The sequence below is a fragment of the Streptomyces sp. NPDC001153 genome (assembly GCF_053598315.1).
In genome coordinates this window covers 73,587-87,672 of the sequence record NZ_JBSFJZ010000006.1, presented here as the reverse complement: position 1 = coordinate 87,672, position 14,086 = coordinate 73,587, and the positions used below count along the sequence as shown (strand labels likewise).

The window sequence follows — 14,086 nt, the reverse complement described above, 5'->3', positions numbered from 1 at the left end:
AGATGCCTGAGTTCGCGTACACCGATCTGCTCCCCCAGGGAGAGGACACCACCCCGTACCGGCTGGTGACGTCCGAGGGCGTCTCCACCGTCGAGGGCCCGGACGGGCGGACGTTCCTCAAGGTGGAGCCGGAGGCGCTGCGCAAGCTGGCCGAGGAGGCCGTCCACGACATCCAGCACTACCTGCGCCCCGCCCACCTCGCCCAGCTGCGCCGGATCATCGACGACCCGGAGGCGTCCGGCAACGACAAGTTCGTCGCCCTGGACCTGCTGAAGAACGCGAACATCGCAGCGGCGGGCGTGCTCCCGATGTGCCAGGACACCGGCACGGCGATCGTCATGGGCAAGCGCGGCCAGAACGTCCTCACCGAAGGTGAGGACGAGAAGCACCTCTCGCACGGCATCTACGACGCCTACACCAAGCTGAACCTGCGCTACTCGCAGATGGCCCCGCTCACCATGTGGGAGGAGAAGAACACCGGCTCCAACCTCCCGGCCCAGATCGAGCTGTACGCGACCGACGGCGGCGCCTACAAGTTCCTGTTCATGGCCAAGGGCGGCGGCTCGGCCAACAAGTCGTTCCTCTACCAGGAGACGAAGGCCGTCCTGAACGAGGCCTCCATGATGCGGTTCCTGGAGGAGAAGATCCGTTCGCTCGGTACGGCCGCCTGCCCGCCGTACCACCTGGCGATCGTCGTCGGCGGCACGAGCGCCGAGTACGCGCTGAAGACCGCGAAGTACGCCTCCGCGCACTACCTGGACGAGATCCCGGCGGAGGGCTCGGAGCTGGGACACGGCTTCCGGGACAAGGAGCTCGAGCAGAAGGTCTTCGAGCTGACCCAGAAGATCGGCATCGGCGCCCAGTTCGGCGGCAAGTACTTCTGCCACGACGTCCGCGTGGTCCGCCTCCCCCGGCACGGCGCGTCCTGCCCGGTCGCCATCGCCGTCTCCTGCTCGGCCGACCGCCAGGCCGTCGCGAAGATCACCGCCGAGGGCGTCTTCCTGGAGCAGCTGGAGACCGACCCGGCGCGCTTCCTGCCGGAGACGACCGACGAGCACCTCGACGAGTCCTCCGACGTGGTCAGGATCGACCTCAACCAGCCGATGGACACGATCCTCGCCGAGCTGACCAAGTACCCGGTCAAGACCCGCCTCTCCCTGACCGGCCCGCTGGTCGTGGCCCGCGACATCGCGCACGCCAAGATCAAGGAGCGGCTCGACGCGGGCGAGGAGATGCCGCAATACCTGAAGGACCACCCGGTGTACTACGCGGGCCCGGCGAAGACCCCCGAGGGCTACGCCTCCGGTTCCTTCGGCCCGACGACGGCCGGCCGCATGGACTCCTACGTGGAGCAGTTCCAGGCGGTGGGCGGCTCCAGGGTGATGCTCGCCAAGGGCAACCGCAGCAAGCAGGTCACCGACGCGTGTGCCGCGCACGGCGGCTTCTACCTCGGCTCCATCGGCGGCCCGGCCGCCCGTCTCGCCCAGGACTGCATCAAGAAGGTCGAGGTCCTGGAGTACGAGGAGCTGGGCATGGAGGCCGTCTGGAAGATCGAGGTCGAGGACTTCCCGGCGTTCATCGTCGTGGACGACAAGGGCAACGACTTCTTCCAGGACCCGGCCCCGCAGCCGACGTTCACGTCGATCCCGGTGCGGGGTCCCGGACTGGCGTAGTGGCTCCGGGGCGGCGCGGACTCGTCTCGCCCCCGCCGCCCCTACCCGTCCCATCCCCAGGGACCGCGCCTTTTCGACCCCGCCCGGAGGACTCCGCCCCGGACCCCGTTCCGTCCGAAAGGCCCCGCCCTCAAGCACCGGACAGGCCGGCTGGTGCCGCCGGACGAACAAGCCGAACGAGTTCTTCCAGGACCCGGCCCCGCAGCCGACGTTCACGTCGGCGGAGACATCGCTCACTCAGCGTAACGACGGGGAACAACCCCGTGGGCCCGATCGCTATAGCTGCCATGAGCGACAGCGACTACCGCATCGAGCACGACTCCATGGGCGAGGTCCGCGTGCCCGCCACCGCCAAGTGGCGCGCCCAGACCCAGCGTGCCGTCGAGAACTTCCCCATCTCGGGCCAGCGCCTGGAGCGCGCCCACATCGAGGCCCTGGCCCGGATCAAGGGCGCCGCCGCCAAGGTGAACGCGCAGCTCGGCGTGGTCGATAAGGAGACCGCCCAGGCGATCCAGGAGGCGGCCGCCGAAGTCGCGCGGGGACAGTGGGACGAGCACTTCCCCATCGACGTCTTCCAGACCGGCTCCGGCACCTCGTCGAACATGAACACCAACGAGGTCATCGCCACCCTCGCCAGTGAGCGGCTCGGCCGGGACGTGCACCCGAACGACCACGTCAACGCCTCCCAGTCCTCCAACGACGTCTTCCCCTCCTCCATCCACATCGCCGCCACCGCTGCCGTCACCCATGACCTGATCCCCGCCCTCGAGCACCTCGCCGCCTCCCTGACCCGCAAGTCCGAGGAGTTCGCCGATGTCGTGAAGTCCGGGCGGACCCACCTGATGGACGCCACTCCCGTGACGCTCGGCCAGGAGTTCGGCGGATACGCGGCCCAGATCCGGTACGGCGTCGAGCGGCTGCGCGCCTCCCTGCCCCGCCTCGCCGAACTCCCCCTCGGCGGCACCGCCGTCGGCACCGGCATCAACACCCCGCCCGGCTTCTCCGCCGCCGTCATCCAGGAGGTCGCCCGGGTCACCGGGCTGCCGCTGACCGAGGCCCGCGACCACTTCGAGGCGCAGGGCGCCCGGGACGGGATCGTGGAGACCAGCGGGCAGCTCAGGACCATCGCGGTCGGGCTGACGAAGATCGCCAATGACCTGCGGTGGATGGCGTCCGGGCCGCGCACCGGGCTCGCCGAGATCCGGCTGCCCGACCTGCAGCCGGGGTCGTCCATCATGCCGGGCAAGGTCAACCCGGTGATCCCCGAGGCCGTACTGATGGTGGCCGCCCAGGTGACCGGCAACGACGCGGCCATCGCCACCGCCGGCGCCTCCGGCAACTTCGAGCTGAACGTCATGCTGCCGCTCATCGCCAGGAACGTGCTCGAATCCGTCCGGCTGCTCGCCAACGTCTCCCGGCTGCTGGCCGACCGGACCGTGGACGGCATCACCGCCGACCGTGAACGGGCGCGCGAGTACGCCGAGTCGTCCCCCTCCGTGGTCACCCCGCTCAACAAGTACATCGGCTACGAGGAGGCCGCGAAGGTCGCCAAGAAGTCCCTCGCGGAGCGCAGGACGATCCGGCAAGTCGTGCTGGAGGGCGGGTACATCGAGCGCGGCGACCTCACCCTGGAGCAGCTCGACGAGGCGCTGGACGTGCTGCGGATGACACGTCCCTAGCCGCGAGCGAACCTTTTCGGCCACCGCCGGAACCGTGACGTGCACCGCAGCGTCGTATGCCTGCGGCACCTAATATCTGTCCATGACGGACGACGGAGCGACGACACACGTGGACACGGCGGACGCGGCGCACACGACGGACCCGGGACCGGCGACCCGCTGGAGCACCGGGACCCAGATCCTGTGGCGCTACCGGGAGAACGCCGGCGCGCACATCCACATCGCGCGGCCCGTCACCGTCGTACGCGACGACGCCGACCTGCTCGCCGTGTGGATGGCCCCCGGCACCGAGTGCGTGAAGCCGGTCCTCGCCGACGGCACACCCGTGCACCTGGAGCCGCTCCGGTCCCGCTACACCAAGCCGCGCTCGGTGCAGCGGGACCGCTGGTTCGGCACGGGCGTGCTGAAGCTGGCCCAGCCCGGCCGGCCCTGGTCGGTGTGGCTGTTCTGGGAGCCGGGCTGGCGGTTCAAGAACTGGTACGTCAACCTCGAGCAGCCGCTGGCCCGTTGGGCGGGCGGGGTGGACTCCGAGGACTACTTCCTGGACATCTCCGTGCACCCCGACCGCAGCTGGCACTGGCGCGACGAGGACGAGTTCGCGCAGGCCCAGCGGGACGGGCTGATGAACGAGGCCACCGCCGAGCGGGTCCGGGCGGCCGGGCGGGAGGCGGTCGAGGTGATCGAGGCCTGGGGGGCGCCGTTCTCGGACGGCTGGCAGCACTGGCGCCCGGATCCGTCCTGGGAGGTACCTTCTCTCCCCGAGGACTGGGACCATACGCCCGCGCACGTGTCCTCATGAGACCCTTGATGCGCCCCCGGGCAGGAAACGTAGGATCGTCGTCCGCAAACGGATAATCAGAGTCAGTGCGCGGCACTGTCGTTGAGGGGTGGTGGTCGGGTGGCGGATGGGAGCAGAAGTGCAACTCCGGGAGCATGCGCAGAGCTTGACCGATCGTCACCGAGGGGCGGCAGCACGTGAGCGAGGGGCACCAGGGCACAGGAACCACCTCTGAGCACGCGGGAATTCCGTTCCTGGGGCACGTATTGCGGGTATCGGGACTTCTGCGGGAGCAACTGCGCGCCCGGCGCGCAGTGCCGTACGGATGGATGCGACACGCGTGACGGAGCAGCCCACCTCCTTCGAGCGCCCCCAGGGCGCCGACCCCGCGGAGGGCCGCGGGGCGCTCCTGCGTACCCCGAAGCCCGCCACCACCCCGGCCTTACCGGCGCAGGCCCGGGCGGAGGGAGCGTCCTGCGGACCGGGTACGGCCACGCCCTGTGGCCAGGGAAAGGACGGCAGGGGGACGCAATCCCCGGTCGGCAAGGGGAAGGAGCCCCCAGTCAACGGCCCCGAGCACTCCCAGCCCGCGACCACCGAGCCCGGCGCACACCGCCCGCGGCCCGCGCCTGATGCCGTCCCGCCGCGACCGGCGTCGGAGGCCGTCCCCCCGCGTCCCGGGCCGGAGGCCATCCCGCCGCAGCCCGGCGCCGAGCAGGAGCGGACGGCGGACCGCACGCCGGGCGGTCAGGAGCGCCGTACCGGGCGCGGTCTGCCGCCGGGCCGGCCGATGCCGATGCGGCGCGACGGCGACCGGCTGAGATTCGTGGGCGCGGCCACCCGGCGGATCGCGCGCGGCCTCGATCTGGACGAGATCGTGATGGGCCTGTGCCGGGCGACCGTGCCGACGTTCTCGGACGCGATCCTGGTCTATCTGCGCGATCCGCTGCCGGTCGGCGACGAGCGGCCCACCGGTCCGGTGGTGCTGCGGCTGCGCCGTACCGACCGGATTCCGGAGGACCGGGACACCGAGGGGGTGCTGCTGCCCCCGGCCTTCGACCCCGAGCCGGAGCCGAGCGCGCTGGCCGAGCTGTCCTCGCTCACCACCGAGCTGTGCGAGGTGCGCCCCGGGGGCGCGCTGAACGAGGTGCTGCGCGGGGTGCGGCCGGTGTTCGCGGACGCGCCCGCCGCCCGGGCCGCGCTGCCCGAGCTGCTCGGCGACTGCGCCGAGACGGTCGTACCGTCCGGGCAGCACGCGATCCTCGCGCCGTTGCGCGGCCGGCGCCGGGTGATCGGCGCGGCGCTGTTCCTGCGCCGCCCGGAGCGGCTGGCGTTCGAGGGCGACGACCTGCTGGTGGCGGCCCAGCTGGCCACGCACAGCGCGCTCGGCATCGACAAGGCGGTGCTGTACGGCCGGGAGGCGTACATCGCCGACGAGCTGCAGCGCACCATGCTGCCCGAGACCCTGCCCCGCCCGACGGGTGTACGGCTGGCGTCGCGGTATCTGCCGGCGGCGGAGACCGCGCGGGTCGGCGGCGACTGGTACGACGCGATTCCGCTGCCGGGCAGCCGGGTCGCGCTGGTGGTCGGTGACGTCATGGGGCACTCCATGACCTCGGCGGCGATCATGGGCCAGCTGCGCACCACCGCGCAGACCCTGGCCGGGCTCGATCTGCCGCCGCAGGAGGTGCTGCACCACCTGGACGAGCAGGCGCAGCGGCTCGGCACGGACCGCATGGCGACCTGCCTGTACGCCGTCTACGACCCGGTCACCCACCGCATCACCATCGCCAACGCCGGCCATCCGCCGCCCGTGCTGCTGCACCTGGGCGGGCGGGCCGAGGTGCTGCGGGTACCGCCGGGCGCGCCGATCGGGGTCGGAGGGGTCGACTTCGAGGCCGTCGAGCTGGACGCGCCCGCCGGGGCCACGCTGCTCCTCTACACCGACGGGCTGGTGGAGTCCCGGCTGCGGGACGTGTGGACCGGCATAGAGCAGCTGCGGGAAAAGCTCGCCGCGACCGCCCAGTTGACCGGGCCGGACCATCCGCCGCCGCTGGAAGCCCTGTGCGACGAGGTGCTGGACATGCTCGGGCCGGGGGACCGGGACGACGACATCGCGCTGCTCGCGGCCCGTTTCGACGGGATCGCGCCGAGCGATGTCGCGTACTGGCGGCTGGAGCCGGAGGAGACGGCCCCCGGCCAGGCCCGCCGGCTGGCCCGGCGCGCGCTCGCCCGCTGGGACCTGGAGGACCTGTCGGACTCGGTGGAGCTGCTGGTCAGCGAGGTCGTGACGAACGCCGTGCGGTACGCGTCCCGGCCGGTGACGCTGCGGCTGCTGCGCACGGACGTGCTGCGCTGCGAGGTCGGCGACGATGTGCCGCAGCTGCCGCGGCTGCGCCAGGCCCGGGCCACGGACGAGGGCGGGCGCGGCCTGTACCTGGTCAACAAGCTGGCCCGGCGCTGGGGCGCGACCCGGCTGAGCACCGGCAAGGTGGTGTGGTTCGAGCTGAACCGGGGCTGAGCGAGCCGTACCTGCGCCAAGGGCGCCCGGGGAGTCCCCGGGCGCCCTTCGTGTGCGCTCCTACTGGCCGAAGTTGCCCTGGCCGAAGTTCCCTCCGTTGCCGCCCGGGTCGATCGGGTCCTGCGTGATCTGGCCCGTCGGCGTCTGCGTCGGGGGCTGCGTGGGAGGCTGCGTCGGGGGCTGTGTGGGGGGCTGGGTCGGCGGGTGCGACGGCGGCGTCCTGGACGGGGGCGCGGAGCTGCTCGGCGCCTTGCTGGTCGGCGTGTGCGACGGCGTCTGCGACGGGGTCTGGCTGTAGGTCGGGGGGGCCGTCGGCTGGACGGCCGCGCCCTGGGTGGTGTCGAGGTCGAACGTGGCGCTGCCCGTCACGCCGAAGGTGTACGCCGCCCAGACCTGCGCCGGGTAGGTGCCGCCGTTGACGCGGCCGGGCGGATCGAGCAGGCCGGTCGCACCCGTCAGGGACACATGGCGGCCGGACCCGCTCTGCTCGCCGAACAGGCCGACGGAGGTGACCAGGTCGGGCGTGTAGCCGGTGAACCAGGCGGACTTGTCCTCGTCGGAGGTACCGGTCTTGCCGGCCACCTGCTGGCCGGCGCGCAGCGGGTTGTCCGCCACGCGCTGCTTCGCCGTGCCGTCGTCGACCACACCGGTCAGCACGGAGGTCACGGTGTCGGCGGCGGTCCGGCTGATCACCTGGCCGCCGACCGGGTCGGGGATCTGGACCGAACGGCTGCTCTGCTCGGCCGACTTGAGGATGCTCGGTGTCACCTTGTTGCCGTGGTTGTCGAGCGTGGCGTAGATCCCGGCCATCTCCAGCGGGCTCGCGCCCATCGAGCCGAGGGTCTGCGCGGGCACCGCCTGCATACCCGTGGTGTCCATGCCGAGCTGCTTGGCCGTGCTCATGACCTTGTCCATGCCCACGTCCATGCCCATCTGCGCGAAGACGGAGTTCACGGAGTTGTTCATGGCCTGCTGGACGGTGATGGGCCCGTAGTTCTGGTGGTCCTCGTTCGGCGGGCCGAAGCCGACCTTGCTGCCGTGGTCCACGACCTGGCGGCCGCTGGTGCCGTCGTAGATCGTGCTGGCGGTGATGGGCTTGCCGTCCTGCGTGGTGGCACTGTTCTGCAGCGCGGCGGCGAGGATGACCGGCTTGAACGTCGAGGCGGGCTGGTAGTCCCGGCGGGTGGCGTTGTTGACGTAGTGCTGGAAGTAGTCCTTGCCGCCGTACATCGCGACGATCCTGCCGGTCTTCGGGTCCACCGAGACCGCGCCGGCCTGGACCGCGCCGTCGACCTTGCGCTTCTTCGGGTCCAGCTTGCCGGTCAGCTCGGACTTGACGGCCTGCTCCAGCTTGACCTGCTTCTTCTTGTCGATGTTCAGGGTGATGGTCCAGCCGCGGTCGATCACCTCGGCCTCCGCCTGGGAGCGGCTGATGTTCTCCTGCTGCATCAGCTGCTGTTCGAGCTGCTGGTTGGCGAGGTCGATCAGATAGCCCTTCTGGCCCGCCTGACTCGGCGTCGCCTTGGGCTCCTTGGGGTACGGGAACTTCATGGCCTGCCGCGCGGCCGGATCCAGCCAGTGCTGCTTGACCATGTTGTCCAGGACGTAGTTCCAGCGGGCCTGCACCAGCTTCTTGCCCGTGGAGGTCGCGACGGCCCAGTCGTACTGGCTCGGCGCCTGGAGGAGCGCGGCGAGGTAGGCGCCCTGCTGGACCGTCAGCTTCTCTGCGTCGGTGCGGTAGTAGGCCTGGGCGGCGGCCTGGATGCCGTAGGCGCCGCGGCCGTAGTAGCTGGTGTTGATGTAGCCCGCGAGGATCTGGTCCTTGGACAGCCTCTGGTCGACCTTCAAGGAGATGACCATCTCCTTGAGCTTGCGGGTGACGGTCTGGTTCTGGGTGAGGTAGTAGTTCTTGACGTACTGCTGGGTGATCGTGGAACCGCCCTGGGCGCCGCGGCCCATCGCCGTGTTGTACAGACCGCGGGCCAGGCCCTTGAGGTCGATGCCGGAGTCCGAGTAGAAGGTCTTGTTCTCGGCGGCGACGAAGGTGTGCTGGACGTCCTTGGGCACCTTCGACAGGTCCACGCTCTCGCGGTTGGTCTTGCCGACGCGGGCCAGGACCGTGCCGTCGCTGTACTTGTAGACGTTGCTCTCCTGCTGGGCGAGGGCGTTGGCGCCCTTGGGGATGTCCACCAGCATGTAGAGGGCGATGAAGCCGCCGATGCCGAGCAGGCACAGCCCGAGGAACGTGCCGAGGATCTTCTTCCAGCTGAAGAGCCGGCGTATGAAGCTCTTCGCGGGCTTGCCGCCGGCCGGTGCAGCCGCCGTGGGGGCGGAGCGGCGGCGCCTGGGCGCCGCGCGGTGGCCACCGCGCTGTCGCGCTCGTCTCTCTTCCGCTCGTCCCATGGGTCCTTCGCTCCGCTTCCGTCTCAGTGGTCAGCTCCGAAAGCTAACACCCGTCTATATGACAAAGGGCGTCCGATCCGCTCTTTTACGGACGTGACAATCAGCACCTGCCCCAAGGGAACCGACGGCTCTGGAGGGCACAGGGTTGCTTCCACCCGGAAAAGTGATATCACTTGGATAGACCCAAGCTAAGCTTTCACGAAACGGGGGATGATCCATGTCCGACGTACCCGAGATGCCCGCCCCGCGCGTACGGGAGTTCACCGCGCACAGCATCGGCGGCGGGCTCGCCCTGCTGCTCGGCCTGCTCGGCGTGGCCGTCGCGGCCGGCCTCTTCGCCACCTCCTCGACGGTCTCCGCCGGCGGCGCCAAGGGGGGCCTCATAGCCGCCGGCGTCCTCGTGCTGCTCGCCGGCCTCCTGGCGATGGGCGGCCTGAACACCATCGCCCCCGGCGAGGCCCGCGTCGTCCAGCTCTTCGGCCGCTACCGGGGCACGATCCGGCAGGACGGCCTGCGCTGGGTGAACCCCCTCACCTCGCGGACCCGGATCTCCACCCGCGTGCGCAACCACGAGACCGCCGTGCTGAAGGTCAACGACGCCTACGGCAACCCGATCGAGCTGGCCGCGGTCGTGGTGTGGAAGGTCCAGGACACCGCCCAGGCCACCTTCGAGGTGGACGACTTCGCCGAGTTCGTCGCCACCCAGACCGAGACCGCCGTACGGCACATCGCGATCGAGTACCCGTACGACGCCCACGAGGAGGACGGCCTCTCGCTGCGCGGCAACGCCGAGGAGATCACCGAGAAGCTGGCCAAGGAGCTGCAGGCGCGCGTGGAGGCGGCCGGAGTGCGGATCGTCGAGTCGCGCTTCACGCATCTCGCATACGCTCCGGAGATCGCCTCGGCGATGCTCCAGCGGCAGCAGGCCGGTGCGGTCGTGGCCGCGCGGCGGCAGATCGTGGACGGCGCGGTCGGCATGGTCGAGGCGGCGCTCGCCCGGATCGCGGAGGCGGACATCGTGGAACTCGACGAGGAGCGCAAGGCGGCGATGGTGTCCAACCTGATGGTGGTGCTCTGCGGCGACCGGGCCCCGCAGCCGGTCCTCAACACCGGGACGCTCTACCAGTGACGGAGCCTTCGGAGACCCCGAAGCGACGGCCGCAGCAGCGCAAGCAGGTGCTGCTGCGGCTGGACCCGTCGGTGTACGAGGCGATCGCGCGGTGGGCCGGGGAGGACCTGCGGTCGGCCAACGCGCAGATCGAGTTCCTGCTGCGCAGGGCGCTGGCGGAGGCGGGACGGCTGCCGAAGGAGACCGGCCCCATGCCGCGCAGGGGCAGGCCGCCTGTTTCGGAACCGTGACAATCGGCTCCCACCTGCACCGCCGCACACCGGGCCATGATCCCTGCACTCCGCGTATACATGCTGCGTATACACCATGTGTAGAGTGCTGCGCATGTCCATCGGTCACACTCTCCTGGGGCTCCTGGAGTCCGGCCCGCGGCACGGTTACGACCTGAAGCGGGCCTTCGACGAGAAGTTCGGTCACGACCGGCCGCTGCACTACGGCCAGGTCTACTCCACGATGTCCCGGCTGCTGAAGCACGGCCTCGTGGAAGTCGACGGGATCGAGGCGGGCGGCGGTCCCGAGCGCAAGCGGTACGCCATCACCGAAGCCGGCATCACCGACGTCAACGCCTGGCTCGCCACTCCGGAGAAGCCCGAGGAGTACCTGCAGTCGACCCTGTACACCAAGGTCGTCCTCGCCCTCCTCACCCACCGCGACGCCTCCCTCATACTCGACACCCAGCGCGCCGAGCACCTGCGCAGCATGCGGATCCTGACCGACCGCAAGCGCAAGGGCGACCTCGCGGACCAGCTGATCTGCGACCACGCGCTGTTCCATCTGGAGGCCGACCTGCGCTGGCTGGAACTGACCGCCGCGCGCCTCGACAAGCTCCGCGAGGTGGTGGCCAAGTGACTCCTCCCCCCGGCTTCCTGCTCGCCGCCGAGAACCTGCACAAGGCCTACGGCCCCACGGTCGCGCTCGACGGCGCCGAGTTCTCCATCCACCCCGGCGAGGTCGTCGCCGTGATGGGCCCCTCCGGCTCCGGCAAGTCGACGCTGCTGCACTGCCTCGCCGGCATCGTGCCGCCCGACTCCGGGTCCATCATCTACAACGGCCGCGAACTCGCCGGCATGAACGACGCCGAACGCAGCGCGCTGCGCCGCTCCGAGTTCGGGTTCGTCTTCCAGTTCGGCCAGCTGGTGCCCGAGCTGACCTGCGTGGAGAACGTGGCCCTGCCCCTCAGGCTGAACGGCCGCCCCCGCAAGCAGGCCGAGCGGGCCGCGCTCGCCTGGATGGAACGCCTGGAGGTGGACGACCTCAAGGACAAGCGGCCCGGCGAGGTCTCCGGCGGCCAGGGACAGCGCGTCGCGGTGGCGCGCGCACTGGTCACCGAGCCCCGGGTGGTGTTCGCCGACGAGCCGACCGGCGCACTCGACTCCCTCAACGGCGAGCGCGTGATGGAGCTGCTGACCGACGCGGCCCGCACCGCCAACGCGGCCGTCGTCCTGGTCACGCACGAGCCCCGGGTGGCCGCCTACTCCGACCGCGAGATCGTCGTACGCGACGGCAAGTCCCGGGACATGGAGCGCGCCATATGAACGCCCGGCAATGGGGCCGGGACCTCGGCATGGGGGTCCGGTTCGCCTTCACCGGCGGGCGCGAGGGCTGGATCCGGATGCTGCTGACGGCGGTCGGCGTCGGTCTCGGCGTCACGCTGCTGCTGCTGACGACCGCGATCCCGAACGCGCTGGCGGTACGGGACCAGCGCAACCAGGACCGCTTGGACTACACCTACGGCCCGCACCGGGCGAAGGCCGCGAACACCCTGGTGATCTCCGACACCGACAGCACCTTCCGCGGCAGCGACGTGCGCGGCCGGCTGGTGGAGCCCGAAGGGCCGCGGGCACCGCTCGCACCGGGCCTCACGAAGTACCCGGCGCCCGGCGAGATGGTCGTCTCGCCCGCACTGAAGGATCTCCTCGGCTCGGCGGACGGCAAGCTGCTGCGCGAGCGGCTGCCGTACCGGATCACCGGGACGATCGCCGAGCCCGGACTCATCGGCTCGCACGAACTCGCCTACTACGCCGGGGCGAAGGACCTCGCCCCGCGCTTCGACGGCTGGCGGACGGCCCGGATCGACCACTTCGGTCCGCCGAAGGCCTCACCGGTGAACAAGGCCGACCCGGTACTGATCCTGCTGGTGCTGGTCGTCTTCGTGGTGCTGCTGATGCCGGTCGCCGTGTTCATCGCCACGGCCGTACGGTTCGGCGGCGAGCGGCGCGACCGCAGGCTGGCCGCGCTGCGGCTGGTGGGCTCCGACAGCCGGATGACCCGGCGGATCGCGGCCGGCGAGGCACTCGCGGGCTCGCTGCTCGGGCTGGTCTTCGGCACCGTCTTCTTCCTGCTCGGCCGGCAGCTCGCGGGCTCGGTCGAGATCGTGGGCATCAGCGTCTTCCCCAGCTATCTCGATCCCTCCCCGGCACTGGCCGCCCTGGTCGCTCTCGCCGTTCCGGCGGCGGCGGTGCTGGTCACGCTGTTCGCGCTGCGCCGGGTGGTCATCGAGCCGCTGGGCGTGGTCCGTACGGCCAAGCCCACCCGCCGCCGGCTGTGGTGGCGGCTGCTGCTGCCGCTGGGCGGCCTGGCGATGCTCACCCCCATGATCGGACAGGGCCGCAGCAACGGCACCTTCAACGAGTACCTGGTGATCGGCGGCGTCCTGCTGCTGCTCGTCGGTGTCACCGCGCTGCTGCCATGGGTCGTCGAGGCGGTCGTGGCCCGGCTCGGAAGCGGCGGGCTGTCCTGGCAACTGGCCGTACGACGGCTGCAGTTGAGCAGCGGTTCGGCGGCCCGCCTGGTCAACGGCATCGCGGTCGCGGTGGCCGGGGCGATCGCGCTGCAGATGCTGTTCGCGGGGGTCCAGGACGACTACACCAAGTACACCGGGCAGAACACCGACCGGGTGCAGATGCAGGTCAACCTGTCACGGGGGCTGCCCTTCCTCCCGGCCGCCCAGCAGTTCGCCGCGACCAAGGGCGTGCGGAAGGCCACCTCGGTTGGCAGCACCGAGCTGGGCGACGGGCGCTGGAGCTCCGACAAGGGGCCGGCGAACACCGTCGGCCTCACCGTGGGCACCTGTGCCACGCTGCGGGAGATGGCCGACCTGCCGAGCTGCCGCGACGGCGACGTCTTCGCGGTGACCGGCGCGGACCGGGACGCCGACGTGGCGAAGCTCGCCCGGCCCGGCCGCACCCTCCATCTCGACGCGAGCGACGGCGCGGGCAACGGCCCGGACGTCGTGTGGACCGTGCCCGGCAACCTGAAGCGGGGCCGCGCGCTCATCGGTCCGGCCGGCTTCAAGGAGAGCGGTGTGCTGATGACCCCGGCCGCCGTGTCCCACCGGATGAGCGCCGCGCTGGCCGGATCGGTGTACCTCAGACTGGACGAGTCGCTGCCGGACGTGCACGAGTTCGTCCGCAACACGGCGGCGCGGATCGACCCGCTCGCGGACTCGCTGGTGTGGTCGTCCACCGAGCAGTCGAACAAATTCACCTCCATCCGTACGGGAACCTTCGCCGGCGCGGTCTGTGTGCTGGCGCTGATCGGGGCGAGCCTGCTGGTGTCCCAGCTGGAGCAGTTGCGCGAGCGGCGCAAGCTGCTGTCGTCGCTGGTCGCCTTCGGCACCCGGCGACGCACCCTGAGCATGTCGGTGCTGTGGCAGACGGCGATCCCCATCACCCTCGGCCTGCTGCTCGCCTCGGCCGTCGGACTGACGCTGGGCGCGGTGCTGCTGAAGATGGTGGGCGCGACGGTGGGCGTGGACTGGCCGAGCATGCTGTCGATGACCGGCGCCGGCGCGGCGGTCGTCCTCACGGTCACGCTGCTGAGCCTGCCGCCGCTGCTGCGGCTGATGCGGCCGGAGGGGTTGCGGACGGAGTAGGAGCGCGACGCGCCGTGGGCCCCCGGGGG

10 protein-coding genes are annotated in these 14,086 nt (G+C 70.9%); 9 read left to right on the top strand and 1 reads right to left on the bottom strand.

Annotation, left to right across the window (positions count from 1 at the left end; translation table 11 throughout):
* The first annotated feature begins 2 nt into the window (after positions 1-2).
* The 4 genes from ACWDEN_RS08660 (at position 3) to ACWDEN_RS08645 (ending at position 6,651) form a co-directional block, all read left to right on the top strand.
* The gene (locus ACWDEN_RS08660) at positions 3-1,673 is read left to right on the top strand and encodes a fumarate hydratase (protein WP_450858111.1); all 1,671 of its coding nucleotides are present in this window, start codon (positions 3-5) and stop codon (positions 1,671-1,673) included.
* Positions 1,674-1,960: 287 nt separating this feature from the next.
* On the top strand, positions 1,961-3,352 hold the full coding sequence (locus ACWDEN_RS08655; RefSeq protein ID WP_351611870.1) for a class II fumarate hydratase: 1,392 nt from the start codon (positions 1,961-1,963) through the stop codon (positions 3,350-3,352).
* Between the two features lie 82 nt (positions 3,353-3,434).
* Entirely contained in the window at positions 3,435-4,151 is a 717-nt protein-coding gene (gene fomD, locus ACWDEN_RS08650) for a cytidylyl-2-hydroxypropylphosphonate hydrolase (protein ID WP_450858109.1), read from the top strand.
* A gap of 304 nt (positions 4,152-4,455) precedes the next feature.
* A complete protein-coding gene (locus ACWDEN_RS08645) occupies positions 4,456-6,651 on the top strand; it encodes a SpoIIE family protein phosphatase (RefSeq protein WP_450858107.1) in 2,196 nt (731 codons plus the stop codon).
* A 60-nt stretch (positions 6,652-6,711) separates the two neighbouring features.
* Here ACWDEN_RS08645 and ACWDEN_RS08640 read toward each other — a convergent pair whose 3' ends face one another.
* Complete coding sequence (locus ACWDEN_RS08640) at positions 6,712-9,054, bottom strand: transglycosylase domain-containing protein (RefSeq protein WP_450858105.1); 2,343 nt, start codon at positions 9,052-9,054, stop codon at positions 6,712-6,714.
* 217 nt (positions 9,055-9,271) lie between these two features.
* Here ACWDEN_RS08640 and ACWDEN_RS08635 point away from each other — a divergent pair, with 217 nt between their 5' ends.
* The 5 genes from ACWDEN_RS08635 to ACWDEN_RS08615 all read left to right on the top strand — a co-directional run bounded on the left by ACWDEN_RS08635 (position 9,272) and on the right by ACWDEN_RS08615 (position 14,057).
* Entirely contained in the window at positions 9,272-10,183 is a 912-nt protein-coding gene (locus tag ACWDEN_RS08635; RefSeq protein ID WP_351611860.1) for an SPFH domain-containing protein, read from the top strand.
* Entirely contained in the window at positions 10,180-10,413 is a 234-nt protein-coding gene (locus ACWDEN_RS08630) for a hypothetical protein (protein WP_351611858.1), read from the top strand. Before ACWDEN_RS08635 ends, ACWDEN_RS08630 begins: the two co-directional genes overlap by 4 nt.
* 94 nt (positions 10,414-10,507) lie before the next feature.
* The gene (locus ACWDEN_RS08625; RefSeq protein WP_351611855.1) at positions 10,508-11,032 is read left to right on the top strand and encodes a PadR family transcriptional regulator; all 525 of its coding nucleotides are present in this window, start codon (positions 10,508-10,510) and stop codon (positions 11,030-11,032) included.
* Entirely contained in the window at positions 11,029-11,718 is a 690-nt protein-coding gene (locus ACWDEN_RS08620; RefSeq protein WP_351611853.1) for an ABC transporter ATP-binding protein, read from the top strand. The genes ACWDEN_RS08625 and ACWDEN_RS08620 overlap by 4 nt, the downstream gene beginning before the upstream one ends.
* The gene (locus ACWDEN_RS08615) at positions 11,715-14,057 is read left to right on the top strand and encodes an ABC transporter permease (RefSeq protein ID WP_450858102.1); all 2,343 of its coding nucleotides are present in this window, start codon (positions 11,715-11,717) and stop codon (positions 14,055-14,057) included. The genes ACWDEN_RS08620 and ACWDEN_RS08615 overlap by 4 nt, the downstream gene beginning before the upstream one ends.
* Positions 14,058-14,086 lie beyond the last annotated feature (29 nt).

Excerpts from the sequence above, each read along its gene's own strand:
- ACWDEN_RS08625 (WP_351611855.1), top strand. The coding sequence starts at position 10,508 with ATGTCCATCGGTCACACTCTCCTGGGGCTCCTGGAGTCCGGCCCGCGG.
- ACWDEN_RS08640 (WP_450858105.1), bottom strand. The coding sequence starts at position 9,054 with ATGGGACGAGCGGAAGAGAGACGAGCGCGACAGCGCGGTGGCCACCGC.
- ACWDEN_RS08660 (WP_450858111.1), top strand. The coding sequence starts at position 3 with ATGCCTGAGTTCGCGTACACCGATCTGCTCCCCCAGGGAGAGGACACC.
- fomD (WP_450858109.1), top strand. The coding sequence starts at position 3,435 with ATGACGGACGACGGAGCGACGACACACGTGGACACGGCGGACGCGGCG.
- ACWDEN_RS08645 (WP_450858107.1), top strand. The coding sequence starts at position 4,456 with ATGGATGCGACACGCGTGACGGAGCAGCCCACCTCCTTCGAGCGCCCC.
- ACWDEN_RS08635 (WP_351611860.1), top strand. The coding sequence starts at position 9,272 with ATGTCCGACGTACCCGAGATGCCCGCCCCGCGCGTACGGGAGTTCACC.
- ACWDEN_RS08615 (WP_450858102.1), top strand. The coding sequence starts at position 11,715 with ATGAACGCCCGGCAATGGGGCCGGGACCTCGGCATGGGGGTCCGGTTC.
- ACWDEN_RS08655 (WP_351611870.1), top strand. The coding sequence starts at position 1,961 with ATGAGCGACAGCGACTACCGCATCGAGCACGACTCCATGGGCGAGGTC.